The organism is Escherichia marmotae, from assembly GCF_002900365.1.
In the GTDB taxonomy this organism is placed as follows: domain Bacteria; phylum Pseudomonadota; class Gammaproteobacteria; order Enterobacterales; family Enterobacteriaceae; genus Escherichia; species Escherichia marmotae.
Genome location: NZ_CP025979.1, coordinates 4,302,488 through 4,327,527, shown reverse-complemented (window position 1 = coordinate 4,327,527; position 25,040 = coordinate 4,302,488). Strand labels below are relative to the sequence as shown.

The 25,040-nt window shown below is 52.8% G+C and carries 21 protein-coding genes and 4 pseudogenes; 14 read left to right on the top strand and 11 right to left on the bottom strand.

Annotation, left to right across the window (positions count from 1 at the left end):
• Nucleotides 1-15: 15 nt before the first annotated feature.
• The 4 genes from hycD to hycA form a co-directional block, all read right to left on the bottom strand.
• Nucleotides 16-939, bottom strand: a complete 924-nt coding sequence (gene hycD, locus C1192_RS22040; RefSeq protein WP_001516944.1) for a formate hydrogenlyase subunit HycD — start codon at nucleotides 937-939, stop codon at nucleotides 16-18.
• Between the two features lie 2 nt (nucleotides 940-941).
• Nucleotides 942-2,768 (bottom strand): formate hydrogenlyase subunit 3, encoded by a 1,827-nt coding sequence (gene hycC / locus C1192_RS22035; protein ID WP_038355665.1) that lies wholly within the window; start codon nucleotides 2,766-2,768, stop codon nucleotides 942-944.
• Entirely contained in the window at nucleotides 2,765-3,376 is a 612-nt protein-coding gene (hycB, locus tag C1192_RS22030; protein ID WP_001079169.1) for a formate hydrogenlyase subunit HycB, read from the bottom strand. Before hycB ends, hycC begins: the two co-directional genes overlap by 4 nt.
• Before the next feature lie 124 nt (nucleotides 3,377-3,500).
• Complete coding sequence (hycA, locus tag C1192_RS22025) at nucleotides 3,501-3,962, bottom strand: formate hydrogenlyase regulator HycA (RefSeq protein ID WP_038355666.1); 462 nt, start codon at nucleotides 3,960-3,962, stop codon at nucleotides 3,501-3,503.
• A 212-nt stretch (nucleotides 3,963-4,174) separates the two neighbouring features.
• Here hycA and hypA point away from each other — a divergent pair, with 212 nt between their 5' ends.
• The 7 genes from hypA to C1192_RS21990 all read left to right on the top strand — a co-directional run bounded on the left by hypA (nucleotide 4,175) and on the right by C1192_RS21990 (nucleotide 10,417).
• Nucleotides 4,175-4,525 (top strand): hydrogenase maturation nickel metallochaperone HypA, encoded by a 351-nt coding sequence (gene hypA / locus C1192_RS22020; protein WP_001516945.1) that lies wholly within the window; start codon nucleotides 4,175-4,177, stop codon nucleotides 4,523-4,525.
• Nucleotides 4,526-4,528: 3 nt separating this feature from the next.
• Nucleotides 4,529-5,401 carry a hydrogenase nickel incorporation protein HypB gene (gene hypB / locus C1192_RS22015; RefSeq protein ID WP_038355667.1) on the top strand — a complete coding sequence of 291 codons (873 nt, stop codon included), beginning with the start codon at nucleotides 4,529-4,531 and terminating at the stop codon, nucleotides 5,399-5,401.
• Nucleotides 5,392-5,664, top strand: a complete 273-nt coding sequence (gene hypC / locus C1192_RS22010; protein ID WP_000334875.1) for a hydrogenase 3 maturation protein HypC — start codon at nucleotides 5,392-5,394, stop codon at nucleotides 5,662-5,664. The genes hypB and hypC overlap by 10 nt, the downstream gene beginning before the upstream one ends.
• Nucleotides 5,664-6,785, top strand: a complete 1,122-nt coding sequence (gene hypD, locus C1192_RS22005; protein ID WP_001212982.1) for a hydrogenase formation protein HypD — start codon at nucleotides 5,664-5,666, stop codon at nucleotides 6,783-6,785. Before hypC ends, hypD begins: the two co-directional genes overlap by 1 nt.
• A complete protein-coding gene (hypE, locus tag C1192_RS22000) occupies nucleotides 6,782-7,792 on the top strand; it encodes a hydrogenase maturation carbamoyl dehydratase HypE (RefSeq protein WP_001059917.1) in 1,011 nt (336 codons plus the stop codon). The genes hypD and hypE overlap by 4 nt, the downstream gene beginning before the upstream one ends.
• Before the next feature lie 73 nt (nucleotides 7,793-7,865).
• Complete coding sequence (flhA, locus tag C1192_RS21995) at nucleotides 7,866-9,944, top strand: formate hydrogenlyase transcriptional activator FlhA (protein WP_038355668.1); 2,079 nt, start codon at nucleotides 7,866-7,868, stop codon at nucleotides 9,942-9,944.
• Between the two features lie 44 nt (nucleotides 9,945-9,988).
• Nucleotides 9,989-10,417, top strand: a complete 429-nt coding sequence (locus C1192_RS21990) for a TOBE domain-containing protein (RefSeq protein ID WP_001516948.1) — start codon at nucleotides 9,989-9,991, stop codon at nucleotides 10,415-10,417.
• Between the two features lie 40 nt (nucleotides 10,418-10,457).
• Here the strand turns inward: C1192_RS21990 and C1192_RS21985 are convergent, their stop codons facing one another.
• Together C1192_RS21985 and C1192_RS25350 are read right to left on the bottom strand one after the other, a co-directional pair.
• Nucleotides 10,458-10,802, bottom strand: a complete 345-nt coding sequence (locus tag C1192_RS21985; protein ID WP_038355669.1) for a nitrous oxide-stimulated promoter family protein — start codon at nucleotides 10,800-10,802, stop codon at nucleotides 10,458-10,460.
• 31 nt (nucleotides 10,803-10,833) lie between these two features.
• Nucleotides 10,834-11,003 (bottom strand): annotated as a pseudogene (locus C1192_RS25350) (hypothetical protein).
• A 75-nt stretch (nucleotides 11,004-11,078) separates the two neighbouring features.
• On the opposite strand from C1192_RS25350, the gene mutS reads away from it, so the two are divergent.
• Nucleotides 11,079-13,640 (top strand): DNA mismatch repair protein MutS, encoded by a 2,562-nt coding sequence (mutS, locus tag C1192_RS21980; RefSeq protein WP_038355670.1) that lies wholly within the window; start codon nucleotides 11,079-11,081, stop codon nucleotides 13,638-13,640.
• Between the two features lie 41 nt (nucleotides 13,641-13,681).
• Here the strand turns inward: mutS and C1192_RS21975 are convergent, their stop codons facing one another.
• Complete coding sequence (locus C1192_RS21975; RefSeq protein WP_016249118.1) at nucleotides 13,682-14,215, bottom strand: hypothetical protein; 534 nt, start codon at nucleotides 14,213-14,215, stop codon at nucleotides 13,682-13,684.
• Between the two features lie 92 nt (nucleotides 14,216-14,307).
• Here C1192_RS21975 and pphB point away from each other — a divergent pair.
• Nucleotides 14,308-14,964 (top strand): annotated as a pseudogene (pphB, locus tag C1192_RS21970) (protein-serine/threonine phosphatase).
• A 50-nt stretch (nucleotides 14,965-15,014) separates the two neighbouring features.
• Here pphB and ygbI read toward each other — a convergent pair.
• A complete protein-coding gene (gene ygbI / locus C1192_RS21965) occupies nucleotides 15,015-15,782 on the bottom strand; it encodes a DNA-binding transcriptional repressor YgbI (RefSeq protein ID WP_016249120.1) in 768 nt (255 codons plus the stop codon).
• Between the two features lie 195 nt (nucleotides 15,783-15,977).
• Between ygbI and ltnD the strand changes: the two genes are divergently transcribed.
• From ltnD to C1192_RS21940, 5 genes and pseudogenes are all read left to right on the top strand, one after another.
• Nucleotides 15,978-16,886: an L-threonate dehydrogenase gene (ltnD, locus tag C1192_RS21960; protein WP_038355671.1), complete on the top strand. Its 909-nt coding sequence runs from the start codon at nucleotides 15,978-15,980 to the stop codon at nucleotides 16,884-16,886.
• A pseudogene (otnK, locus tag C1192_RS21955) lies at nucleotides 16,883-18,149 on the top strand (3-oxo-tetronate kinase). Before ltnD ends, otnK begins: the two are co-directional and overlap by 4 nt.
• Nucleotides 18,146-18,784: a 3-oxo-tetronate 4-phosphate decarboxylase gene (gene otnC / locus C1192_RS21950; protein WP_001278988.1), complete on the top strand. Its 639-nt coding sequence runs from the start codon at nucleotides 18,146-18,148 to the stop codon at nucleotides 18,782-18,784. Before otnK ends, otnC begins: the two are co-directional and overlap by 4 nt.
• Before the next feature lie 4 nt (nucleotides 18,785-18,788).
• Nucleotides 18,789-19,490 (top strand): annotated as a pseudogene (locus C1192_RS21945) (HPr family phosphocarrier protein); the annotation flags it as partial.
• A gap of 70 nt (nucleotides 19,491-19,560) precedes the next feature.
• The gene (locus C1192_RS21940; RefSeq protein ID WP_103194764.1) at nucleotides 19,561-20,769 is read left to right on the top strand and encodes an IS256-like element IS1414 family transposase; all 1,209 of its coding nucleotides are present in this window, start codon (nucleotides 19,561-19,563) and stop codon (nucleotides 20,767-20,769) included.
• 156 nt (nucleotides 20,770-20,925) lie between these two features.
• Here the strand turns inward: C1192_RS21940 and ltrA are convergent, their stop codons facing one another.
• The 3 genes from ltrA to nlpD all read right to left on the bottom strand — a co-directional run bounded on the left by ltrA (nucleotide 20,926) and on the right by nlpD (nucleotide 24,894).
• Nucleotides 20,926-22,278, bottom strand: coding sequence for a group II intron reverse transcriptase/maturase (gene ltrA, locus C1192_RS21935; protein WP_103194782.1), 1,353 nt, complete (start codon nucleotides 22,276-22,278; stop codon nucleotides 20,926-20,928).
• A 466-nt stretch (nucleotides 22,279-22,744) separates the two neighbouring features.
• Complete coding sequence (gene rpoS, locus C1192_RS21930; RefSeq protein ID WP_000081550.1) at nucleotides 22,745-23,737, bottom strand: RNA polymerase sigma factor RpoS; 993 nt, start codon at nucleotides 23,735-23,737, stop codon at nucleotides 22,745-22,747.
• A gap of 62 nt (nucleotides 23,738-23,799) precedes the next feature.
• Nucleotides 23,800-24,894 carry a murein hydrolase activator NlpD gene (nlpD, locus tag C1192_RS21925; protein ID WP_306173780.1) on the bottom strand — a complete coding sequence of 365 codons (1,095 nt, stop codon included), beginning with the start codon at nucleotides 24,892-24,894 and terminating at the stop codon, nucleotides 23,800-23,802.
• Nucleotides 24,895-25,040 lie beyond the last annotated feature (146 nt).

Below are 25,040 nucleotides of genomic sequence, written 5' to 3'. Positions count from 1 at the left end.
TCAAACTCTCTTTAATCACGCCGCCAGCAAGGAGACGAACGCTAAAAATGCAAAGCCAAAACCAGCCCAGGTCATGCGCGGAGTAATATCAAGACGCAGACGGGCCATGCTGTTTTCGAATAGCGCGATAACCAGTACACCGACCACCAGTTTGACGATGGCAATCACCAATGCCAGCAGCAGCCCACCGGCGGTGAAGGTTTCCATTTGTCCCCACGGGATAAACACCCCGACGAACATCTGCAACACCACCAGTTGTTTCAGGCTGATACCCCATTTCATTACGCCAAAGCCGCTACCGCTGTATTCAGAGAGCGGCCCTTCCTGCAACTCCTGCTCGGCTTCCGCCAGGTCGAACGGCAGTTTGCCCATTTCGATAAAGGTGGCGAATGCACAGGCGCAGAGCGCCAGCACCAGTGGAATACTTTGGCTCAGCGGCCAGTGATAAACGGTGTCGGTGATGTTGCTGATGTTGGTGGAACCGGCAACCTGTGCGGCGACCCACAGCCCAAGCAGCAGCATCGGCTCAACCAGCACACCCAGCATCGCTTCACGGCTCGCGCCGATAGCGGTAAACGGGCTACCGGTATCCAGACCGGAAATGGCAAAGAAGAAACGCGCGATAGCGAAGAGATACAGTAAGGTGATCAAATCACCCAGTTGCGGCAGCGGAGAACCGACGGTCACTACCGGTAACGCAGTGGCGATAGTCAGCATGACGCCCACCATCACATACGGCGTCAGGCGAAACACCCAGCCAGAGGCATCCGGGCCAACGCTCTGGCGACCCAGCAGTTTGATAATGTCGCGATACTCCTGCAGCACGCCTGGTCCGCGACGGTTATGCAGACGGGCGCGCGCCACGCGGGTAATACCGGAGAGCAGCGGCGCAACGGCAAATAACACCAGCGCCTGAATTAACGGATACAAAACACTCATTCTCAGGCTCCTCGTGAAACAATAATCACCACCAGTACCACCAGTTCAACCAGCGCCATCCGGCGGAACAGCAACGCACTTCCCTCGCTCTGCCAGCCCGGCACCAGCGACACCGGATTCAGCACTTTGCGCAGTTTCAGCACCGGCGCAAACGCCTGTTTCACCGGCATGGCAAAACCGTGAGCAGTAATCACCATTGATTTTTCGTGGTCATAGCCACACACCCATGCCGCGCCACGGGAACGCGACGGCAGACGGTCGCCTTTGCAAATCGCCATAATGATGAATGGCAGCAGCGGGCAGGCAATCAGCAGCAACGTGATCATCGGTTGAGAAACGGTGGTGTTAGCAGGCTCCAACGGCAGAGGTACAGCAGCAGACAGCATCGGCAGCAGCCACGGCGCAGCAACACCGCCAATCACGCAGCAAATCGCCAGTGCCACCACACTTACGCTCATCAGGATCGGCGCACAGGTGGCGTTTTCGGCTTCTTTGGTACGCGGTGCGCCGAGGAAGGTTACGCCATAGACTTTCGCCATACACATCACCGCCAGCGCACCGGTAATTGCCAGACCCACAGCGAGCAGCGGCCCCAGCAGACGGGCAACAAACGCGCCGCTATTGCTCAGATTGAAGAAGGATTGATAGATAACCCATTCACCGGCAAACCCGTTCAGCGGCGGCAGCGCCTCCATTGCCATCAGCCCGACTAACATGGCGATGGAGATAACCGGCATTTTCTTGCCAATTCCGCCCAGTTTTTCGATATCGCGATGACCAGTACGGAACCAGACGCTACCCGCGCCGAGGAACAGTACGCTTTTGAACAGGCTATGGTTAAGCAGATGGTACAGACCACCGACCAGGCCAAGGGCAATCAGCGCCGGTTGTTCAAGCGCGATACCCGTTACACCAGCGCCCAACCCCAGCAGGATAATGCCGATATTTTCCAGCGTGTGGTAAGCCAGCAGACGCTGGATATTGTGCTCCATCAGTGCATACAGACCGCCGACGAACGCGGTGATCATGCCGAGCACCAGCAGCGCAATCCCCCACCACAGCGGTGCGTTCCCCCCCAGCAGCGACAGAGTTAAAATACCCAGCAGGCCAATTTTCATCACTACTGTGGAAAACAGCGCTGCCGCTGGCGCAGAGGCGTTGGCATGAGCCTGCGGCACCCAACCATGCAGTGGGATAATCCCGGCCAGCAGGCCAAAGCCAATCACGCCAAGCAGCCAGATATCGGAACCGAGCGGCAGTTGTTGCACGCGCATATCCAACAGGCGCAAATCCAGCGTGCCATAACGCTGCCACACCAGCCAGCAAGCGATCGCCAGCAGTAAAGTGCCAAGACGCCCCAGCGCAAACCACAGTTTGCCCTCTTTGCTATTACTGGTGAGGAACACCGCGCACAGGGCCATGATTTCAGCCATTACCACGAACATGCCCAGGTTACTGGCGATGACAGCGCACACGGGGGCAGCCATCAACATATTGATCTGCAAGCCGTTGCATTTCACCTGCGCATGGCGATGCCAGTCAATGTTGTAGAGGCTGACAAACAGGCCGCACAGACCAAGGGTAATCAGCCAAATCGCGTTAAGCGGGGAAATTTGGATATCAAAACTCACCAGCGACAGCGCACCGCTCACGCCGACCGCGCCAGTCAGCACGGTGAACCCTGCAGCAGCCGTGTACAGGCTACCGACCGCGCCGCCAATCCCGGCAATCCAGCCACTTAGCGCCTTATGAAAAGAAAAGAGAAATGCCAGAACAGCGGCGGCGGCAAACCACGCCACGCCGCTATTGATCAGTGAAATTGCGCTCATTTAGCCTCTCCACTTTGAGCCTGCTGAAACAAGGTGAGATCGCCAAAGTCCGTGTTAAAAGTCAGCTCACGCTTACGCTTGCTGACGCGGGCGATATCGGTGTTATCCACCAGATGCAGGGCTTTGGTCGGGCACATCCGCACGCAGGCCGGACCTTGTTCATCAAAACTACAGAGGTCACATTTGACGGCGATTGCGCGAATACCCGGCACCCAGTCAAGCAACGTGCTGACACGCGCCGGAGCAGGCGGTGCCGGTGGCGCTTTCGCGGTATTGGCGTTTGCCGGAATATCCAGCGGACGGCTGCCGGAAAATTCGATTGCGCCAAACGGACAGGCAATGCCGCACAGTTTGCAGCTTACGCACAGACTTTCATTAAGCTGGACTGCGCCATCAACGCGGGTGATAGCGTTAACCGGGCAGACCACCGCACAGGGCGCATCTTCGCAGTGATGGCAAAGCTGCGGTGCAGATTCTTTATCATTCAGCATCACTCGCAGGCGCGGCATAGATTGCAGGCCGTGCTGGCGATGCGTCTCTGAACAGGCTGCTTCACAGGTGTGGCAGCCGATACAGAGCGTGGAGTCAGCAATTACAAAACGATTCACCAGGCATTCCTCAGGTGATTGTCATTTTTGACGAAAACATGCCGATGAAATGTCATTTTCGACACTCATCGACACGCCCATCCCCAAACAGGCATGACGCCTGCAACACAGGCAAAGCCTCAGCTCATGCTGCCGAGCTTTGTCCCTTTACCAGTTGGCTTAAATTCACCGGGGTATTGTTTTCAATGGTGGTGTATAAGCTGTCGTAAACGCCAGCGATTTTTTCGAGATAGTGTTCCAGCACTTGTTCGCGATTGCGGATGTTGACCTTGCCATCAATCATGCCGTCAATGCCCAACTGAGCCTGTGCAATCTGCTGTTTATCTTCGCCGTCTTTCGTTTCAACGTAGTACTCGATGGTGTGGCTGTTAAAACCATCCCCGAGGGTGACGTAAATTCGAAAATGCTCAAAAAGAACGAAACAGAGTTCTTTATCTGGCGCGCAGCTCATAGCGTGATGCAAACGCGCTTTTGATAACGTGATCCCCTGAACCAGCGAATTGCAGTAAATATGCCACTGGTCCTGTAGGCGACGATGCCGCTGTGCGATGTAATCGGCTTTCTCGCTTATTTCCCAAATAGTCATTGTCAGGTTACCCGTTTAACAGAGATGCCCGCCCTCAAGCATTTTTTGTGCCAATTTTTAATCTGTTGTTATTTAAGTATTTTTTATGATTCCACTGAATTTCGACGCCGTGTCGACGTGTCATTTCGACATCATCGACATTATTCACCGCAGCGATAATCAACGCTGGCACAATTATTGCTTATAGCTGGCAATAGTTAATGGGAGGCGATATGCACGAAATAACCCTCTGCCAACGGGCACTGGAATTGATCGAACAGCAGGCCGCAAAGCATGGCGCAAAACGCGTAACTGGGGTCTGGCTCAAAATTGGCGCATTTTCTTGTGTCGAAACCAGCTCTCTTGCCTTTTGTTTTGATCTGGTTTGCCGCGGCAGCGTGGCGGAAGGTTGTAAACTGCACCTCGAAGAACAAGAGGCCGAATGCTGGTGTGAAACATGCCAACAGTATGTGACGCTACTGACCCAGCGCGTCCGCCGCTGTCCACAGTGTCATGGCGACATGCTGCGCATTGTGGCAGACGACGGTTTACAGATTCGGCGGATAGAAATAGACCAGGAGTGAGCGATGTGTACAACATGCGGTTGCGGTGAAGGCAACCTGTATATCGAGGGTGATGAACATAACCCTCATTCCGCGTTTCGTAGCGCGCCTTTTGCCCCGGCAGCACGCCCGAAAATGAAAATCACCGGCATTAAAGCGCCTGAATTTACCCCCAGCCAGACTGAAGAAGGCGACCTGCATTACGGTTACGGGGAAGCAGGCACTCACGCGCCGGGCATGAGCCAGCGTCGGATGCTGGAAGTGGAAATTGACGTGCTGGACAAAAATAACCGTCTGGCTGAACGCAATCGCGCACGCTTTGCTGCCCGCAACCAACTGGTGCTCAACCTGGTTTCCAGCCCTGGTTCCGGTAAAACTACGCTGCTGACCGAAACCTTAATGCGCCTGAAAGATAGCGTTCCGTGTGCGGTTATCGAAGGTGACCAGCAGACAGTTAACGACGCCGCGCGCATTCGCGCTACCGGCACACCGGCAATTCAGGTAAACACCGGTAAAGGCTGCCATCTCGACGCACAGATGATTGCCGACGCCGCACCGCGTCTGCCATTAGACGATAACGGTATTCTGTTTATCGAAAACGTTGGCAATCTTGTATGCCCGGCCAGCTTCGATCTCGGTGAAAAACACAAAGTGGCGGTGCTCTCGGTCACTGAGGGTGAAGATAAGCCTCTGAAATATCCGCATATGTTTGCCGCTGCCTCGCTGATGTTGCTCAACAAAGTTGATCTGCTGCCGTATCTCAATTTCGACGTTGAGAAATGCATCGCCTGCGCCCGCGAAGTCAATCCAGAAATTGAAATCATCCTGATTTCCGCCACCAGCGGCGAAGGGATGGACCAGTGGTTGAACTGGCTGGAGACACAGCGATGTGCATAGGCGTTCCCGGCCAGATTCGCACCATTGACGGCAACCAGGCGAAGGTCGACATCTGCGGCATTCAACGCGATGTCGATTTAACGTTAGTCGGCAGTTGCGATGAAAACGGTCAGCCACGCGTGGGTCAGTGGGTACTGGTTCACGTTGGCTTTGCCATGAGCGTAATTAATGAAGCCGAAGCGCGCGACACCCTCGACGCCTTACAAAATATGTTTGACGTTGAGCCGGATGTCGGCGCGCTGTTGTATGGCGAGGAAAAATAATGCGTTTTGTTGATGAATATCGCGCGCCGGAACAGGTGATGCAGTTAATTGAACATCTGCGCGAACGTGCTTCACATCTCTCTTACACCGCCGAGCGCCCACTGCGCATTATGGAAGTATGCGGCGGCCATACCCACGCCATCTTTAAATTCGGTCTCGACCAGTTGCTGCCGGAAAACGTTGAGTTTATCCACGGTCCGGGTTGCCCGGTGTGCGTACTGCCGATGGGCAGAATCGACACTTGCGTAGAAATTGCCAGCCATCCGGAAGTCATCTTCTGTACCTTTGGTGACGCCATGCGCGTACCCGGTAAACAGGGGTCGCTGCTACAGGCAAAAGCGCGCGGTGCCGATGTGCGTATTGTCTACTCACCAATGGATGCGTTGAAACTGGCGCAGGAGAACCCAACCCGCAAAGTGGTGTTCTTCGGCTTAGGGTTTGAAACCACCATGCCGACCACCGCCATCACTCTGCAACAGGCGAAAGCCCGCGATGTGCAGAACTTTTACTTCTTCTGCCAGCACATTACGCTGATCCCGACTCTGCGCAGTTTGCTGGAACAACCCGACAATGGCATTGATGCGTTCCTCGCGCCGGGCCACGTCAGTATGGTTATCGGCACCGACGCCTATAATTTTATCGCCAGCGATTTTCATCGTCCGCTGGTGGTCGCTGGATTCGAACCACTTGATCTACTACAAGGCGTAGTGATGCTGGTAGAGCAGAAAATAGCGGCTCACAGCAAGGTAGAGAATCAGTATCGCCGGGTAGTACCTGATGCCGGTAATCTGCTGGCGCAACAGGCGATTGCTGATGTGTTCTGCGTTAACGGTGACAGCGAATGGCGCGGACTGGGCGTGATTGAATCTTCTGGCGTGCACCTGACGCCGGACTATCAGCGGTTTGACGCTGAAGCGCATTTCCGCCCGGCTCCGCAGCAGGTTTGCGATGATCCGCGCGCGCGCTGTGGCGAAGTATTGACGGGCAAATGTAAGCCGCATCAATGCCCGTTATTTGGGAACACCTGTAATCCTCAAACCGCGTTCGGTGCGCTGATGGTTTCCTCCGAAGGAGCCTGTGCAGCGTGGTATCAGTATCGTCAGCAGGAGAGTGAAGCGTGAATAATATCCAACTCGCCCACGGCAGCGGCGGCCAGGCGATGCAGCAATTAATCAATAGCCTGTTTATGGAAGCTTTTGCCAATCCGTGGCTGGCGGAACAGGAAGATCAGGCACGTCTTGACCTGGCGCAACTGGTGGCGGAAGGCGACCGTCTGGCCTTCTCCACCGACAGCTACGTCATTGACCCGCTATTCTTCCCTGGTGGCAATATTGGCAAGCTGGCGATTTGTGGTACGGCGAATGACGTTGCGGTCAGCGGCGCAATTCCACGTTATCTCTCCTGTGGTTTTATCCTTGAAGAAGGGTTGCCGATGGAGACGCTAAAAGCGGTCGTCACCAGCATGGCAGAAACCGCCCGCGCGGCTGGCATTGCCATTGTGACTGGCGATACCAAAGTGGTACAACGCGGTGCTGCAGACAAATTGTTTATCAACACCGCAGGAATGGGCGCGATCCCGGCGAATATTCACTGGGGCGCACAAACTCTGACCGCAGGCGATGTATTGCTGGTTAGCGGTACGCTCGGTGACCACGGTGCAACTATCCTTAACCTGCGTGAGCAACTGGGGCTGGATGGCGAACTGGTCAGCGACTGTGCAGTGCTGACGCCTCTGATTCAGACACTGCGTGACATTCCCGGCGTGAAGGCGCTGCGCGATGCCACCCGCGGTGGAGTGAACGCGGTGGTTCATGAATTCGCGGCAGCCTGCGGTTGCGGTATTGAACTTTCAGAAGCTGCACTGCCGGTTAAACCTGCCGTGCGCGGCGTTTGCGAACTGCTGGGACTGGATGCCCTCAACTTTGCCAACGAAGGCAAGCTGGTGATCGCCGTAGAGCGTAACGCGGCAGAGCAAGTGTTGGCGGCGCTGCATTCCCATCCACTGGGACAGGATGCTGCGTTAATTGGCGAAGTGGTGGAACGTAAAGGTGTTCGTCTTGCAGGGCTTTATGGTGTGAAACGAACTCTCGATCTACCACACGCCGAACCGCTGCCTCGTATATGCTAATAAAAATCTAAAGCTCCTTTAATTTGTCATTTACCTTTTGCACCGCTTAGCGGTGCTTTCCTGGAAGAACAACATGTCGTATACACCGATGAGTGATCTCGGGCAACAAGGGTTGTTCGACATCACTCGGACACTATTGCAGCAGCCCGATCTGGCCTCGCTGTGTGAGGCTCTTTCGCAACTGGTAAAGCGTTCTGCGCTCGCTGACAACGCGGCGATTGTGTTGTGGCAAGCGCAGACTCAACGTGCGACTTATTACGCGTCGCGTGACAAAGAAACCCCAATAAAATACGAAGACGAAACCGTTCTGGCGCATGGGCCGGTGCGCAGCATTTTGTCGCGTCCTGATACGCTGCATTGCAGCTACGAAGAATTTTGTGAAACCTGGCCACAACTGGCCACAAGCGGTTTATATCCCAAATTTGGTCACTATTGCCTGATGCCACAGGCAGCGGAAGGGCATATTTTTGGTGGCTGTGAATTTATTCGTTATGACGATCGCCCGTGGAGCGAAAAAGAGTTCAATCGCCTGCAAACATTTACGCAGATTGTTTCTGTTGTCACCGAGCAAATTCAGAGCCGCGTCATCAACAACGTCGACTACGAACTGTTATGTCGGGAACGGGATAACTTCCGCATTCTGGTCGCCATCACCAATGCGGTACTCTCCCGCCTGGACATGGACGAACTGGTCAGCGAAGTGGCGAAAGAGATCCACTACTACTTCGATATCGACGATATCAGTATCGTCTTACGCAGTCATCGTAAAAACAAACTCAACGTTTACTCCACTCATTATCTTGATAAACAGCATCCCACTCACGAACAGAGTGAAGTTGATGAGGCCGGAACCCTCACCGAGCGCGTATTTAAAAGCAAAGAGATGCTGCTGATTAATCTCCACGAACGAGATGATTTAGCCCCCTACGAACGCATGCTGTTCGACACCTGGGGAAACCAGATCCAGACGTTGTGCCTGCTACCATTGATGTCTGGTAATACCATGCTGGGCGTATTGAAACTGGCACAGTGTGAAGAGAAAACCTTTACCACCACCAACCTGAGTTTACTGCGCCAGATTGCCGAACGTGTGGCGATTGCCGTGGATAATGCTCTTGCCTACCAAGAAATCCACCGTCTGAAAGAGCGGCTGGTTGATGAAAACCTCGCCCTGACAGAACAACTCAACAATGTGGATAGTGAATTTGGCGAGATTATTGGTCGCAGCGAAGCCATGTATAGCGTGCTCAAACAGGTTGAGATGGTGGCGCAAAGCGACAGCACCGTACTCATTCTTGGTGAAACTGGCACAGGAAAAGAGCTGATAGCCCGCGCAATTCACAATCTGAGTGAGCGAAACGGTCGTCGAATGGTGAAAATGAACTGCGCCGCCATGCCTGCCGGATTGCTGGAAAGCGATCTGTTTGGTCATGAGCGTGGCGCCTTTACTGGTGCCAGCACCCAGCGCATCGGTCGTTTTGAACTGGCGGATAAAAGCTCGCTGTTCCTCGATGAAGTGGGTGATATGCCGCTGGAGTTACAGCCGAAGCTACTGCGCGTGTTGCAGGAACAGGAGTTTGAACGCCTCGGCAGCAACAAAATTATTCAGACGGACGTGCGTTTAATCGCCGCGACTAACCGCGATCTGAAAAAAATGGTCGCTGACCGTGAGTTCCGTAGCGATCTCTATTACCGCCTGAATGTCTTCCCGATTCATCTGCCACCGCTACGCGAGCGTCCGGAAGATATTCCGCTGCTGGCGAAAGCCTTCACCTTCAAAATAGCCCGCCGTCTGGGGCGCAATATTGACAGTATTCCAGCCGAGACTCTGCGCATATTGAGTAACATGGAATGGCCGGGTAACGTCCGCGAACTGGAAAATGTCATTGAGCGCGCGGTGCTGCTGACTCGCGGTAACGTTCTACAACTCTCTTTACCCGATATCTCACTACCGGAACCTGAAACGCCGCCTGCCGCGACGGTCGTCGCCCAGGAAGGTGAAGATGAATATCAACTGATTGTCCGTGTACTGAAAGAGACCAATGGTGTAGTCGCGGGGCCGAAAGGAGCTGCACAACGTCTGGGGCTAAAACGCACCACCCTGCTGTCACGGATGAAACGGCTGGGAATTGATAAAGCGGCATTGGTTTGACAGATTTAGTTATACTCAGTCAACATTCAATGAAAGGAGGCAGTATGGCCGTTTCAGCAAGAAATCAATTAACCGGAACCGTTAGCGCAGTAGCAATGGGCGCGGTGAATGATGAAGTAGAACTGACGCTGGCAGGTGGCGCTAAGCTGGTGGCGATTGTGACCCACAGCAGCCAGCAAGCCCTGGGGCTGGCAAAAGGGAAAGAAGCGATTGCCCTGATTAAAGCCCCGTGGGTAACGCTGGCAACGGAAGACTGTGGACTGAAATTCTCCGCTCGCAACCAGTTTGCTGGCAGCGTGTCGAAAATCACCGAAGGCGCAGTGAATGCCACTGTCCATATCAAAACGGATGCGGGTTTTGAAATTGTGGCGGTGGTAACAAATGAAAGCCAGGATGAGATGAAACTCACCGCTGGCTCGCGCGTTATTGCGTTGATCAAGGCATCAGCAATCCTGATTGCGACCAAAGCGTAAGCGCCGTATTTGCCGGAGAATATAAACTCCTCCGGCAAATTTATTTCTTCGGGCGATATTTTTCTGGCAGTTCCGGCACCGGACGCTTGTCATCAATCAGATGACGCACGGTTAAGATCGGATGACGCCACAGCATTCGCGGCCCCGCCCAACGCATAATCTGCTTCATCTCTTCACGCTTCGCAGGCTGATAACAGTGCACCGGACACTGCTTACAGGCCGGTTTCTCTTCGCCAAACACACATTTATCCAGCCGTTTTTGCGCATAAGCAAACAACGCCTCGTAATGCTCCGCCTCCGCTGACGCCTGCGGGCATTTCGCTTGATAAAGATCGATCATTTTTTTAATCGTCAGTTTTTCACGAGAGATACGCTTGCCGGACATGCTGCCTCCACACTCTTAAGGTGCATTTATATTACAACTTAATTTTAAAGGGGACTATGGCTCTGAAGGAGGAGGTTTCTTCAACCAACGCAATGTTTTCATAATCAACACGCAAAAGCTGCAAAACAGCATCTTTCCCGGAACCAGCATCAAGAACTCACCGTTCGCGTCTTCCCCTGAAATGATTAACTCCGGTATCATGTGCGCCTTATGTGATTACAACGAAAATAAAAACCATCACACCACATTTAACATCAGGGAACCGGACCTAACTCCATGAGTGTAATAGAAAATTTCGAAGCCCATACGCCTATGATGCAGCAGTATCTCAAGCTGAAAGCACAGCATCCGGAGATCCTGCTGTTCTACCGGATGGGTGACTTTTACGAGCTGTTTTATGACGACGCGAAACGGGCGTCGCAACTGCTGGATATTTCGCTGACTAAACGTGGCGCTTCCGCGGGTGAGCCAATCCCGATGGCAGGTATCCCCTATCACGCGGTAGAAAACTATCTTGCCAAACTGGTAAATCAGGGCGAATCCGTCGCTATTTGTGAACAGATTGGCGATCCGGCGACCAGCAAAGGGCCCGTTGAGCGCAAAGTTGTCCGTATCGTCACGCCGGGTACTATCAGCGATGAAGCCCTGTTGCAAGAGCGCCAGGACAACCTGCTGGCAGCTATCTGGCAGGACAGTAAAGGTTTCGGTTACGCGACGCTGGATATCAGTTCCGGGCGTTTTCGTCTGAGCGAACCGGCTGACCGCGAAACGATGGCAGCAGAACTGCAACACACCAATCCGGCGGAACTGCTGTACGCAGAAGATTTTGCTGAAATGTCGTTAATTGAAGGTCGTCGCGGCCTGCGCCGTCGCCCGCTGTGGGAGTTTGAAATCGACACCGCGCGCCAGCAGTTAAACCTGCAATTTGGCACGCGCGATCTGGTAGGTTTTGGTGTTGAAAATGCGTCACGCGGTCTTTGTGCCGCTGGTTGCCTGTTGCAGTATGCAAAAGATACCCAGCGCACAACCTTGCCACATATCCGCTCTATCACGATGGAACGCGAGCAGGACAGCATCATTATGGATGCTGCGACGCGCCGTAATCTGGAAATCACCCAGAATCTGGCGGGTGGCGCGGAAAATACGCTGGCTTCCGTGCTTGACTGCACCGTCACGCCGATGGGTAGCCGTATGCTGAAACGCTGGCTACATATGCCAGTGCGCGACACTCGCGTGTTGCTTGAGCGCCAGCAGACCATCGGCGCATTGCAGGATTTCACCGCCGAATTACAGCCGGTACTGCGGCAGGTGGGCGATCTGGAGCGTATTCTGGCACGACTGGCGTTACGTACCGCTCGCCCACGCGATCTTGCTCGCATGCGTCACGCCTTCCAGCAACTGCCGGAACTGCGCGCACAGTTAGAAACTGTCGATAGTGCACCGGTACAGGCGCTGCGTGAGAAAATGGGCGAATTTGCCGAACTGCGCGATCTGCTGGAGCGGGCAATCATCGACACGCCGCCGGTACTGGTGCGCGACGGTGGTGTTATCGCACCGGGCTATAACGAAGAGCTGGATGAGTGGCGCGCGCTGGCTGACGGCGCGACCGATTATCTGGAGCGTCTGGAAGTCCGCGAGCGTGAACGTACCGGCCTGGACACGCTGAAAGTTGGTTTTAACGCGGTGCACGGCTATTACATTCAAATCAGCCGTGGGCAAAGCCATCTGGCACCGATTAACTACATGCGCCGCCAGACGCTGAAAAACGCTGAACGCTACATTATTCCGGAGCTGAAAGAGTACGAAGACAAAGTCCTCACCTCAAAAGGCAAAGCACTGGCGCTGGAAAAACAGCTTTATGAAGAGTTGTTTGACCTGCTGCTGCCGCATCTGGAAGCGTTGCAACAGAGTGCGAGCGCACTGGCAGAACTCGACGTGCTGGTTAACCTGGCAGAACGTGCCTATACCCTGAACTACACCTGCCCGACCTTTATTGATAAACCCGGTATTCGCATTACCGAAGGTCGCCATCCGGTGGTTGAACAGGTACTGAATGAGCCGTTTATCGCTAACCCGCTGAATCTGTCGCCACAGCGCCGCATGTTGATCATTACCGGTCCGAACATGGGCGGTAAAAGTACCTATATGCGCCAGACCGCGTTGATTGCGCTGATGGCCTATATCGGCAGTTATGTACCGGCACAAAGCGTGGAAATTGGTCCGATTGACCGTATCTTCACCCGCGTCGGCGCGGCGGATGATCTGGCTTCCGGGCGTTCAACCTTTATGGTGGAAATGACCGAAACCGCCAATATTCTGCATAATGCCACCGAGTACAGTCTGGTGTTGATGGATGAGATTGGTCGCGGGACGTCCACTTACGATGGTCTGTCGCTGGCGTGGGCGTGTGCGGAAAATCTGGCGAATAAGATTAAAGCGTTGACACTGTTTGCCACCCACTATTTCGAACTGACACAGCTACCAGAGAAAATGGAAGGCGTGGCGAACGTGCATCTTGATGCACTGGAGCACGGCGACACGATTGCCTTTATGCACAGTGTGCAGGACGGCGCGGCAAGTAAGAGCTACGGTCTGGCGGTTGCTGCGCTGGCGGGCGTACCAAAAGAGGTAATCAAGCGCGCGCGGCAGAAACTGCGTGAGCTGGAGAGCATTTCACCTAATGCGGCCGCTACGCAGGTTGATGGTACGCAGATGTCTTTGCTGTCATTACCGGAAGAAACCTCGCCAGCAGTCGAAGCACTGGAAAATCTCGATCCAGATTCACTGACCCCGCGTCAGGCGCTGGAGTGGATTTATCGGTTGAAGAGTCTGGTGTAAACCTGATATTCCCGACGGCACTATGCCGTCGGGTTGATTCACTACTTTTTCATTTGCACCCGGCAATACTGAGTCACCACATCTGAAATAGAGGGATATTTCACTTTCACCTGGTAATCAGGAAATGTCGTAAATGTGATATCCTCATGATCAATAAACACGGGGGCAGTTTTCCGTGCAGCTTCTGCTAAGATCGCTTCTTGCTCTGGTGCTAACGGATAAAATACCTTTACACTGTCAGGTACAATCTCTTCTTTTATCTTCGATTTTTCATGAGTAACAATGATATCCATCTCATGGCGGACAAAGGATATTGTGGAACCATTTAAACGATAATATTGTGTCGTGTGGTAGCGTTTTTCATTTTCTACCGAGTAAATGACTTTCATTATTCCCAAAATGCTAAGTTGATATTTTTCGTTATTCTCCGTCACACTGAAATCTGTTGTACACTTAACTACATCACCTTCAGTTATAAGTTTTTCAAAACGATTTATTTCTTCTATAGAAGCAGCTTGTACATTAGATGTAAAAAAACAGAAAGCTAACAGGAAAGCATAAAAATATCTAAGCATCTTAAAACATCCTTTTGTAATTTATTACTCCAAAGACTTCGACACTCTGGTCGGGTATAATAATACATTGCTATAATTTTGAGTCTATGCAAATGTCTACCACCCGCTATCAAAAAATTGATGCTCATAACTATCGCCATATATGGGCCGTTGGTGATATTCATGGTGACTATCAATTATTACAATCCCGCTTACATCAATTATCTTTTTGTCCCGAAACAGACTTACTTATTTCTACAGGCGATAATATTGATCGTGGGGCGGAGAGTCTTAACGTACTACGCCTGTTAAACCATCCCTAGTTTACCTCTGTTAAGGGCAACCACGAAGCGATGGCTCTTGATGCATTCGCGACTGGCGATGGCAATATGTGGCTGGCCAGTGGCGGTGACTGGTTTTTCGATTTAAATAAGACGGAACAAAAAGAGGCAATAGATCTGTTGCTTCGTTTTCATCATCTTCCCCATATTATTGAATTAGATAACGATAATATAAAATATATCATCGCACATGCGGATTACCCAGGAGATAAATATCAGTTTGGTAAAGAAATAGCGGAAAGTGAATTACTCTGGCCTGTTGATCGCGTGCAGAAATCGCTTAAAGGCGAATCACAAAAAATAAACGGTGCCGACCGCTTTATCTTTGGTCATATGATGTTTGATAACATTCAGACGTTCGCTAACCAGATTTATATTGATACCGGCTCACCGAAAAGCGGACGGTTATCGTTTTATAAAATAAAGTAATCTCATGCTTCCTCTGTGAAGCATGAGTATCCCGGTTTTATTTCAGGCCATTATTCGTTTTTCGCCAGCAGCAAAGAGAGATCAAGCTTCGCCAGCGTGCGGCTAGCGCTTTCCGGCAGACCGCCGTCAGTAATGATCTGATCAAACTCACTTAACGGTAACGCCAGCCATGTCGCCACCTGACCATATTTCGTGGCATCACAGACCAGAATCCGCTGGCGGCTGGCACTGGCAATCGCCCGTTTCACCGTGACTTTATCTTCCGCTGGCGTAGAGATCCCCCGCACACTCCATGACGATGCAGAAATAAAAGCCTGATCAATCATCAAGCTGCGCAGCATGGTCGCGGCGGCTTCTCCGACACAGGAACGGTTTTCCCGACAAACTGCACCACCAGTGTGAATAATTGTGCAATTACTGTTGTCGAGCAAGTAGTTTGCGATAACGAAATCGTTGGTGACAACAGTGAGTGGCTCCATGTGAATCAAATGCTGTGCAATCGCTAACGTGGTCGTTCCCGCATCCAGATAGATACAACTCCCCGGCTGAACGAGACTTGCCGCCAGCTTGCCAATAGCCGCTTTTTGCGTCATTGCCAGCGCAGTTTTTACCTGGTGAGAAGGTTCATGCGCCACACGTCCCGGCGACTGGACACCTCCGGACACCAACACAACAGCGCCCTGCTGCTCCAGTTTTTGCAAATCCCGACGAATGGTCATATGTGACACATTCATTCTGTCCGTCAGTTCAGCAATACTGACAATGCCTTTTTCAGCTACCATCTCAAGGATGATTTGGCGACGCTCTACGGGTATCAACTTTTGCTCCTTCCTTTGTCCTGCGGACATTCTACGCTATTTGCCTGCGAAACGTGCGCAACGCAACTATCGCTTAGTTCACATAAAATAACACGCCATGTTAATTTTTGTGAATCAGCTCACCATATCGTTATCGCCTGGCGCTTATATTCACAACATCAAACAAAATATCACTTAAATTAACAAGGAGAGCAGATGAAAACGGGATCTGAGTTTCATGTCGGTATCGTTGGTTTAGGGTCAATGGGGATGGGAGCGGCGCTGTCGTGTGTCCGCGCGGGTCTTTCTACCTGGGGCGCAGACCTGAACGCCAATGCCTGCGCTACGCTGAAAGAGGCTGGCGCTTGCGGGGTTTCCGATAACGCCGCGACGTTTGCCGAAAAACTGGATGCTCTGCTGGTGCTGGTGGTAAATGCGGCCCAGGTCAAACAAGTACTGTTTGGTGATAAAGGCGTTGCACAGCATCTGAAACCCGGCACGGCTGTAATGGTTTCTTCCACTATCGCCAGTGCTGATGCGCAGGAAATTGCCACTGCTCTGGCTGCGTTCGATCTGGAAATGCTGGATGCGCCAGTTTCTGGTGGCGCGGTAAAAGCCGCTAACGGTGAAATGACCGTTATGGCCTCCGGTAGTGATCTTGCCTTTGAACGCCTGACCCCCGTGCTGGAAGCCGTCGCCGGAAAAGTTTATCGCATTGGTGCAGAGCCGGGTCTGGGTTCGACAGTAAAAATTATCCACCAGTTGTTAGCTGGCGTGCATATTGCTGCCGGGGCCGAAGCGATGGCACTTGCTGCCCGTGCGGGGATCCCACTGGATGTAATGTATGACGTCGTAACCAATGCCGCCGGAAATTCGTGGATGTTCGAAAACCGGATGCGCCATGTGGTGGATGGCGATTACACCCCGCATTCTGCCGTAGATATTTTTGTGAAGGAGCTCGGGCTGGTTGCTGATACCGCTAAAGCCCTGCACTTTCCGCTGCCGCTGGCCTCAACAGCGTTGAATATGTTCACCAGCGCCAGCAACGCAGGTTACGGAAAAGAAGACGACAGCGCAGTCATCAAGATTTTCTCTGGCATCACTCTACCGGGAGCGAAATCATGATCAAGATTGGCGTTATCGCTGATGATTTTACCGGCGCGACGGATATCGCCAGTTTTCTGGTGGAAAATAGTCTGCCAACGGTGCAAATCAACGGTGTCCCGACAGGGGAAATGCCGGAAGCAATCGATGCCGTTGTGATCAGTCTGAAAACTCGCTCCTGCCCGGTGGCAGAAGCCACACAGCAATCGCTGGCGGCTCTGCGCTGGTTGCAACAACAAGGTTGCAAACAAGTCTACTTCAAATACTGCTCCACTTTCAACAGTACTGAGAAAGGCAATATCGGCCCGGTGACTGATGCATTAATGGATGCACTCGACACGCCGTTTACGGTCTTTTCCCCGGCTCTGCCAGTCAACGGGCGCACGGTTTATCAGGGTTATTTGTTCGTGATGAATCAACTGCTGGCCGAATCCGGGATGCGGCATCATCCAGTAAATCCTATGACCGACAGCTACCTTCCGCGTCTGGTTGAAGCACAATCCACAGGGCGCTGCGGCGTCGTTTCGGCGCATATTCTCGAAAAAGGTGTGGAAGCCATGCGTCAGGAACTGGCCCGTTTACAGCAAGAGGGCTATCGCTACGCGGTGCTTGATGCCCTGACCGAACGCCATCTGGAAATTCAGGGTGAAGCCTTGCGTGATGCCCCATTAGTAACCGGCGGTTCTGGCCTTGCGATAGGTCTGGCCCGGCAGTGGGCGCAAGAAAACGGTAACCAGGCACGCGAAGCAGGGCGTCCACTCGCAGGGCGCGGCGTAGTGCTCTCCGGTTCATGCTCACAAATGACCAATTGCCAGGTGGCACATTACCGTCAGATTGCGCCAGCCCGTGAAGTTGATGTGGCACGTTGTCTCACAACAGAAACACTGGTCGCTTATACACACGAACTGGCGAAATGGGTTCTGAGTCAGGAAAGTGAACTTGCTCCGCTGGTTTTTGCCACCGCCAGCACCGACGCGCTGGCCGCTATTCAACAGCAATATGGCGCACAAAAAGCCAGCCAGCCAGGCAGTGGAAGCGCTGTTTTCGCTACTGGCTGCCAGGTTAGCGGCGGAAGGTGTAACACGTTTTATTGTCGCAGGCGGTGAAACTTCCGGAGTGGTCACGCAGAGTCTGGGCATAAAAGGGTTCCATATTGGCTCAACAATTTCCCCCGGTGTGCCGTGGGTTAACGCACTGGATAAACCTGTCTCACTGGCCCTTAAATCCGGCAATTTCGGTGACGAAGCCTTTTTTTCACGAGCCCAAAGAGAGTTTCTACCATGAGCGATTTCGCAAAAGCAGAGCAGTCTTTGCGAGAAGAGATGACGCGGATTGCCAGTTCGTTCTTTCAGCGCGGCTATGCCACCGGTTCGGCTGGCAATCTGTCGCTGCTTTTGCCTGACGGGAATTTACTGGCAACGCCGACAGGTTCATGCCTGGGTAATCTCGATCCGCAGCGGCTTTCCAAAGTCACCGCGGATGGCGAATGGCTAAGTGGTGACAAACCCTCAAAAGAAGTGCTCTTTCATCTGGCGCTGTATCGCAATAATCCGCGCTGTAAAGCTGTCGTGCATTTGCACAGTACGTGGTCGACGGCACTTTCCTGCCTTCAAGGGCTGGACAGCAGTAACGTTATTCGTCCGTTCACACCGTACGTGGTGATGCGGATGGGGAACGTCCCGTTGGTGCCCTATTATCGCCCGGGCGATAAACGCATCGCACAGGATCTGGCGGAACTGGCAGCAAATCATCAGGCCTTTTTGTTAGCAAATCATGGCCCAGTGGTTTGCGGTGAAAGCCTGCAAGAAGCTGCCAACAATATGGAAGAGCTGGAGGAAACGGCCAGGCTAATTTTTATTCTCAGCGACCGCCCGATCCGCTATCTGACCGCAGATGAAATTGCGGAATTAAGGAGTTAATGCAATGCCTCGTTTTGCAGCTAATTTATCCATGATGTTCACCGAAGTGCCTTTTATTGAACGCTTCGCCGCAGCGCGAAAAGCTGGTTTTGATGCCGTGGAATTTCTGTTTCCCTATGACTATTCCATCCAGCAAATCCAGCAACAACTGGCGCAAAACCATCTGACGCTGGCGCTGTTCAATACCGCTCCTAGGGATGTTAATGCGGGTGAATGGGGATTATCCGCCCTTCCCAGACGTGAGCACGAAGCTCGCGCGGACATCGATCTGGCTCTGGAATATGCGCTGGCGCTCAATTGCGAACAAGTTCATGTGATGGCAGGAGTAGTGCCCGCAGGCGAAGACGCTGAACGGTATCGGGCAGTGTTTATCGATAATCTCCGCTACGCTGCCGATAGCTTTGCGCCGCACGGCAAGCGAGTTTTGGTTGAAGCACTCAGCCCAGCCGTTAAACCTGGTTATCTCTTCTCCAGTCAGTATCAGGCACTGGCAATTGTTGAAGAGGTCGCTCGCGATAATGTGTTTATTCAGTTGGATACCTTCCATGCGCAAAAAGTAGATGGCGACCTGACGCATTTAATCCGCGATTACGCTGGGAAATATGCCCACGTGCAAATTGCCGGACTGCCTGACCGACATGAACCAGACGATGGCGAGATCAATTATCCGTGGCTGTTTCGCCTGTTCGATAAGGTGGGATATCGAGCCTGTACATAGATTTGTGTAATTGCCTGATTTTGATATGTTCAATCCAGCATCAAATGAAGGTTAATTTATGGACGAAAAACAGTTACAGGCTCTGGCTAACGAACTGGCCAAAAACCTCAAAACCCCTGAAGACCTCAGTCAGTTTGATCGGCTGCTGAAAAAGCTCAGCGTTGAAGCCGCTCTCAATGCAGAGATGACACACCATCCTGGGTATGAGAAAAATCAGTCCAGACCAGGAGCTAACTCCCGCAACGGTTTTTCCACAAAGACCGTTATCACAGGCGACGGTCCACTGGAACTGCGTACTCCGCGCGATCGTGACGGTACCTTCGAACCACAACTGGTAAAGAAAAATCAGACCCGTATTACCGGGATGGATAACCAGATCCTCTCGTTGTATGCCAAAGGGATGACCACCCGTGAGATAGCTGCTGCGTTCAAAGAACTGTATGACGCAGATGTTTCACCGGCACTGATATCAAAGGTTACCGATGCCGTGATGGAGCAGGTTGTAGAATGGCAAAACCGACCACTGGATGCTGTTTACCCCATTGTTTATCTTGACTGTATCGTCCTGAAAGTTCGGCAGGACAGTCGCGTCATCAACAAATCGGTGTTCCTGGCACTGGGCATCAATATCGAAGGTCAGAAAGAACTGCTGGGTATGTGGCTGGCCGAAAATGAAGGGGCGAAGTTCTGGCTCAATGTGCTGACTGAACTGAAAAACCGCGGTCTGAACGATATCCTCATCGCCTGTGTGGATGGCCTGAAAGGCTTCCCGGATGCCATCAACACAGTATATCCGAAGGCCCGCATCCAGTTATGCATCGTGCATATGGTGCGCAACAGCCTGCGCTTCGTGTCATGGAAGGACTACAAAGCCGTCACTCGCGACCTGAAAGCGATTTATCAGGCTCCCACGGAAGAGGCAGGCCAGCAGGCACTGGAAGCGTTCGCTGCGGCCTGGGACTGTCGCTATCCTCAGATAAGCCGAAGCTGGCAGGCTAACTGGCCGAATCTTGCCACGTTCTTCGCTTATCCAACGGACATCCGCAAAGTGATCTATACGACGAATGCCATCGAGTCGCTAAACAGCGTGATCCGCCATGCGCTCAAAAAGCGTAAAGTGTTCCCGACAGACGACTCGGTGAAAAAAGTGGTGTGGCTGGCAATCCAGTCTGCGTCCCAGAAATGGACGATGCCGTTGAAGGACTGGCGAATGGCAATGAGCCGCTTTATTATCGAGTTCGGTGACCGCCTGGACGGTCACTTCTGAGAAAAGGCATTTACACAGAATCTTAAACAGGCTCGACAAAATACACCAACTCCCCAAACAATCGGGATAGGAGCTGATCTCACGATCAGCTTCCTCCCACACCACCGTACGTACGGGGCCGTATACGGCGGTTCGGTTATGTTGATCGTCGCCTGCCTATACTTCTGGCAGGCCCAGTCTGGAGAACAGCTTATTGGGGAGTGCTATATTCAGTGCCGGACTACAGCTTATCCGCCACTCTTTATGGCAGCTTCCTGCTGTTTGCGCCGCAAGGTCCTTGCTTACGCCTCGACTGCGCAACTCCCTGAAGCGGTTGCGGCCCGTTTTCCACTGTTTCCAGAGTATGCTTCGCAGCCTGCGCCTTATCCATCCGTTCAGCTCTCGCATCAGCGATGGCCTCTGGTTCAGCCCGTAGTAACTTTTCCAGCCCGTCAGATATCGTCTTAGCGGCTGAGTTAGCTGTTCAAGGCTTCTCCCTGTGTTGCGTCCGGTCAGTGCTCTTATCCGCATTTTGAACCGTTTTATCGACTCCGGCGATACCACGCACCATACCTTCCGCCCCCTTATGAAGCTGTATCCAAGGAACTTGCGCGTTTCAGGGCGTGCTACAGCACTCTTCTTCGCGTTGACCTTCAGCTTCAGTTTATGGCTCAGCCAGTGCGTCAACCCCGCCATGATCCGGTTGCCTGCCCGTTCGCTTTTCACGTAGACATTACAGTCGTCTGCGTACCGCACGAACTTCAGACCACGTTTCTCCAGTTCCTTGTCGAGGTCGTCAAGCAGCAGGTTCGATAGCAGCGGCGACAGTGGGCCGCCCTGCGGCGTTCCTTCTGTCACCGGCCTTACCAGACCTGCGTCCATCACCCCTGCATTCAGGAACCTGCGGATAAGTGACAACACCCGTTTATCCGATACTCGTTTCTCTATCCGGCTCATCAGCACATCGTGATTTACCCGGTCGAAGAACTTCTCCAGATCGAGGTCGACCACCCAGTGATACCCGGCCCCGATATGTTCCCGGGCTTGTATCACTGCCTGGTGGGCCGAACGACCGGGACGGAACCCGTAGCTGTTGTCGCTGAACGAGCTATCCCACTGTGCCTGCAATACCTGCATCATCGCCTGCTGGATGAAGCGATCCACCACCGTCGGGATGCCCAGCAGACGTTCGCCGCCGCCGGGCTTCGGTATGGACACTCTTCTCACAGGAGATGGGCGGTATCTGCCGGACAGCAGTTGCGCTTTCAGCTCTGGCCAGTGGTGCCTCAGGTAGTCCGGCAGTTCGCTTACGCGCATACCATCGACTCCCGCTGCACCTTTGTTGGCTTTAACTCTTTTCAGGGCTTGCCTGAGATTGACTGGTTCACAAATGGCTTCCATCAGCCACACTGTTGACGACGGACTTTCTCTGTTCGTCGGTGCCTGCACGGTTTCAGCCCCCGGAAGGGCGGCGTTCGGGGCTTCACCCCGTTCCCCGGCCTCAGGGTCGCGATGCGTTTTCTGCTGCATGACCGTTCAGAACCTCCGTTGATACTCGTCACTCATTACCGTTCGGGCCTTCGGGTGTCATGCCCTACTATGCCCTCTGCTGACTCCTGTCCGCCGGTCAGCGCCCCTTACGGTACGCTCAGTTCTGGATACAGAACGACGGACAGGCCTCCCGGGGTAAGTTCAGCCGCCTTCACCACACACCTGTCCGATTTACCACCCCGGTTCTTGATGGTTATGGCCTTCGCAATTCTTTGCTTGCTCCGCCAACCGGGTAGGCCTCGTATCGGATTTCTGTTCGTCAGGTCATGGATTTGCTTCACGCTTCCTTCAGACCCCGCCTCACGACGACGCCCTTGCGCTTCGCTAGTCCTTCGCCACCATCAGGCTGGACAGGGGACTTTCACCCCCGAGCTGCTGAACATGCCCGGCACACAAAGAAAAAGGCCAGCCTCATATGAGACTGGCCTTTCTGACAGATGCTTGCTTATTCGCGGAACAGCGCTTCGATATTCAGCCCCTGAGTCTGCAAAATCTCACGCAGACGGCGCAGGCCTTCAACCTGAATCTGGCGAACACGTTCTCGAGTGAGGCCTATTTCACGACCTACATCTTCCAGTGTTGCCGCTTCATACCCCAGCAAACCGAATCGACGTGCCAGCACTTCACGCTGCTTGGCGTTCAGTTCGAACAGCCATTTGACGATGCTCTGCTTCATATCGTCATCTTGCGTGGTGTCTTCCGGACCGTTCTCTTTTTCGTCGGCCAGGATGTCCAGCAACGCTTTTTCGGAATCACCACCCAGCGGGGTGTCTACCGAGGTAATGCGCTCGTTAAGACGAAGCATACGGCTGACGTCATCAACTGGCTTATCCAGTTGCTCTGCGATTTCTTCCGCGCTCGGTTCGTGATCCAGCTTATGGGACAACTCACGTGCGGTTCGCAGGTAAACGTTCAGCTCCTTTACGATGTGGATCGGCAAACGAATCGTACGGGTTTGGTTCATAATCGCCCGTTCGATCGTCTGGCGAATCCACCATGTTGCGTATGTTGAGAAGCGGAAACCACGTTCCGGGTCAAACTTCTCAACCGCGCGGATCAGCCCCAGGTTACCCTCTTCGATAAGATCCAGCAACGCCAGACCACGATTGCCATAACGGCGGGCAATTTTTACCACCAGACGCAAGTTACTCTCGATCATCCGGCGGCGGGAGGCGACATCTCCACGCAGTGCGCGACGCGCAAAATAAACTTCTTCTTCGGCCGTTAACAGTGGCGAATAACCAATCTCACCAAGGTAAAGCTGAGTCGCGTCCAGCACACGCTGTGTGGCCCCCTGCGATAACAGCTCCTCTTCGGCCAAATCGTTATCACTGGGTTCCTCTTCAACTAAGGCCTTTTCGTCAAAAACCTCAACTCCGTTCTCATCAAATTCCGCATCTTCATTTAAATCATGAACTTTCAGCGTATTCTGACTCATAAGGTGGCTCCTACCCGTGATCCCTTGACGGAACGCTCAAGCAAAAGCCTGGTTCCGCCGAATTATCGCTGCGGTAAATAACGCAGCGGGTTTACGGATTTCCCCTTGTAACGAATTTCAAAATGCAATCGTGTTGAACTGGTTCCGGTGCTACCCATGGTTGCTATTTTTTGCCCCGCCTTCACTTCTTGTTGTTCCCGGACCAGCATTGTGTCGTTATGGGCGTAGGCACTCAGGTAATCATCATTATGCTTGATGATAATCAGATTACCGTAGCCGCGCAGCGCATTACCGGCATAAACAACGCGGCCATCTGCGGTCGCGATAATTGCCTGTCCTTTGCTACCTGCGATATCAATCCCCTTGTTGCCTCCCTCAGAAGCGCCAAAGGTTTCAATCACTTTGCCCTCAGTTGGCCAGCGCCAGGTGGAAATCGGCGTACTGGTTGATGTACTGCTGACAGTCGGCTCGGTTGTGCTTGCTGTTGGTACAGTTACAGGCGCTGTGACCGTGGTCGCAGTTGGCTTGTTGTTCGGCAACATTTTGTTAGCACTCTGTTCACCCGAAGATTCAGAATACGTAATTGTCGGTTGCGACGCAACAGCAACGGTGGAATTTTGTGCAGGCTTGATCACAACTCCTTGCTCTGCTGCATCCGCCTGGGTAATGGCATTTCCGCCAGTGATTGGCGTGCCAGAAGCATTGCCAACCTGTAAAGTCTGACCTACGTTCAACGCGTATGGTGCCTCAATATTATTACGTTGGGCGAGATCGCGGAAATCGTTACCGGTGCTCCAGGCAATATAGAAAAGTGTGTCGCCTTTTTTCACGGTATAAGTACTACCGCTATAACTGCCTTTCGGAATATTCCCGTACTGACGGTTGTAGACGATACGCCCATTTTCCATTTGCACCGGTTGCTGAGTGACAGGCTGCACCGGCTGGATTTGTGGTTGTTGCGTAGATTGAATTTGTGGCTGCTGTACCGGCTGAATTTGCGGTTGCTGCGTTTTAGACGTCGTCCCCATTTTCGGCGGTGGCGTAATCAACATACCTGAATTGGTATTTGCAGGTGCATTGCCGTTAACGGAACTGACTGGTGCCGGTGGATTCGATGTGTCAGAACAGCCAGCCAACCATAGCGAAACCAGTGACAAAGCCGCAATACGGCGAACGGTGAATTTTGGGCTTCCCGCGCTCATTTATCCCCCAGGAAAAATTGATTAATAACCAGTGACATAATTACCGTGCAAGGCACCCTACTGAACACTGGAAAAGATGTTCACGATACGCTGACCTGCTG

Bases quoted from the DNA above. Each gene is read 5' to 3' on its own strand.
- hycA (WP_038355666.1), bottom strand. From the start codon at position 3,962: ATGACTATTTGGGAAATAAGCGAGAAAGCCGATTACATCGCACAGCGG.
- rpoS (WP_000081550.1), bottom strand. From the start codon at position 23,737: ATGAGTCAGAATACGCTGAAAGTTCATGATTTAAATGAAGATGCGGAA.
- ltrA (WP_103194782.1), bottom strand. From the start codon at position 22,278: ATGCAGCAGAAAACGCATCGCGACCCTGAGGCCGGGGAACGGGGTGAA.
- ltnD (WP_038355671.1), top strand. From the start codon at position 15,978: ATGAAAACGGGATCTGAGTTTCATGTCGGTATCGTTGGTTTAGGGTCA.
- hycD (WP_001516944.1), bottom strand. From the start codon at position 939: ATGAGTGTTTTGTATCCGTTAATTCAGGCGCTGGTGTTATTTGCCGTT.
- hypB (WP_038355667.1), top strand. From the start codon at position 4,529: ATGTGTACAACATGCGGTTGCGGTGAAGGCAACCTGTATATCGAGGGT.
- hypD (WP_001212982.1), top strand. From the start codon at position 5,664: ATGCGTTTTGTTGATGAATATCGCGCGCCGGAACAGGTGATGCAGTTA.
- mutS (WP_038355670.1), top strand. From the start codon at position 11,079: ATGAGTGTAATAGAAAATTTCGAAGCCCATACGCCTATGATGCAGCAG.
- C1192_RS21990 (WP_001516948.1), top strand. From the start codon at position 9,989: ATGGCCGTTTCAGCAAGAAATCAATTAACCGGAACCGTTAGCGCAGTA.
- otnC (WP_001278988.1), top strand. From the start codon at position 18,146: ATGAGCGATTTCGCAAAAGCAGAGCAGTCTTTGCGAGAAGAGATGACG.
- C1192_RS21985 (WP_038355669.1), bottom strand. From the start codon at position 10,802: ATGTCCGGCAAGCGTATCTCTCGTGAAAAACTGACGATTAAAAAAATG.
- C1192_RS21940 (WP_103194764.1), top strand. From the start codon at position 19,561: ATGGACGAAAAACAGTTACAGGCTCTGGCTAACGAACTGGCCAAAAAC.
- flhA (WP_038355668.1), top strand. From the start codon at position 7,866: ATGTCGTATACACCGATGAGTGATCTCGGGCAACAAGGGTTGTTCGAC.
- hycC (WP_038355665.1), bottom strand. From the start codon at position 2,768: ATGAGCGCAATTTCACTGATCAATAGCGGCGTGGCGTGGTTTGCCGCC.
- C1192_RS21975 (WP_016249118.1), bottom strand. From the start codon at position 14,215: ATGCTTAGATATTTTTATGCTTTCCTGTTAGCTTTCTGTTTTTTTACA.
- hypA (WP_001516945.1), top strand. From the start codon at position 4,175: ATGCACGAAATAACCCTCTGCCAACGGGCACTGGAATTGATCGAACAG.
- hypC (WP_000334875.1), top strand. From the start codon at position 5,392: ATGTGCATAGGCGTTCCCGGCCAGATTCGCACCATTGACGGCAACCAG.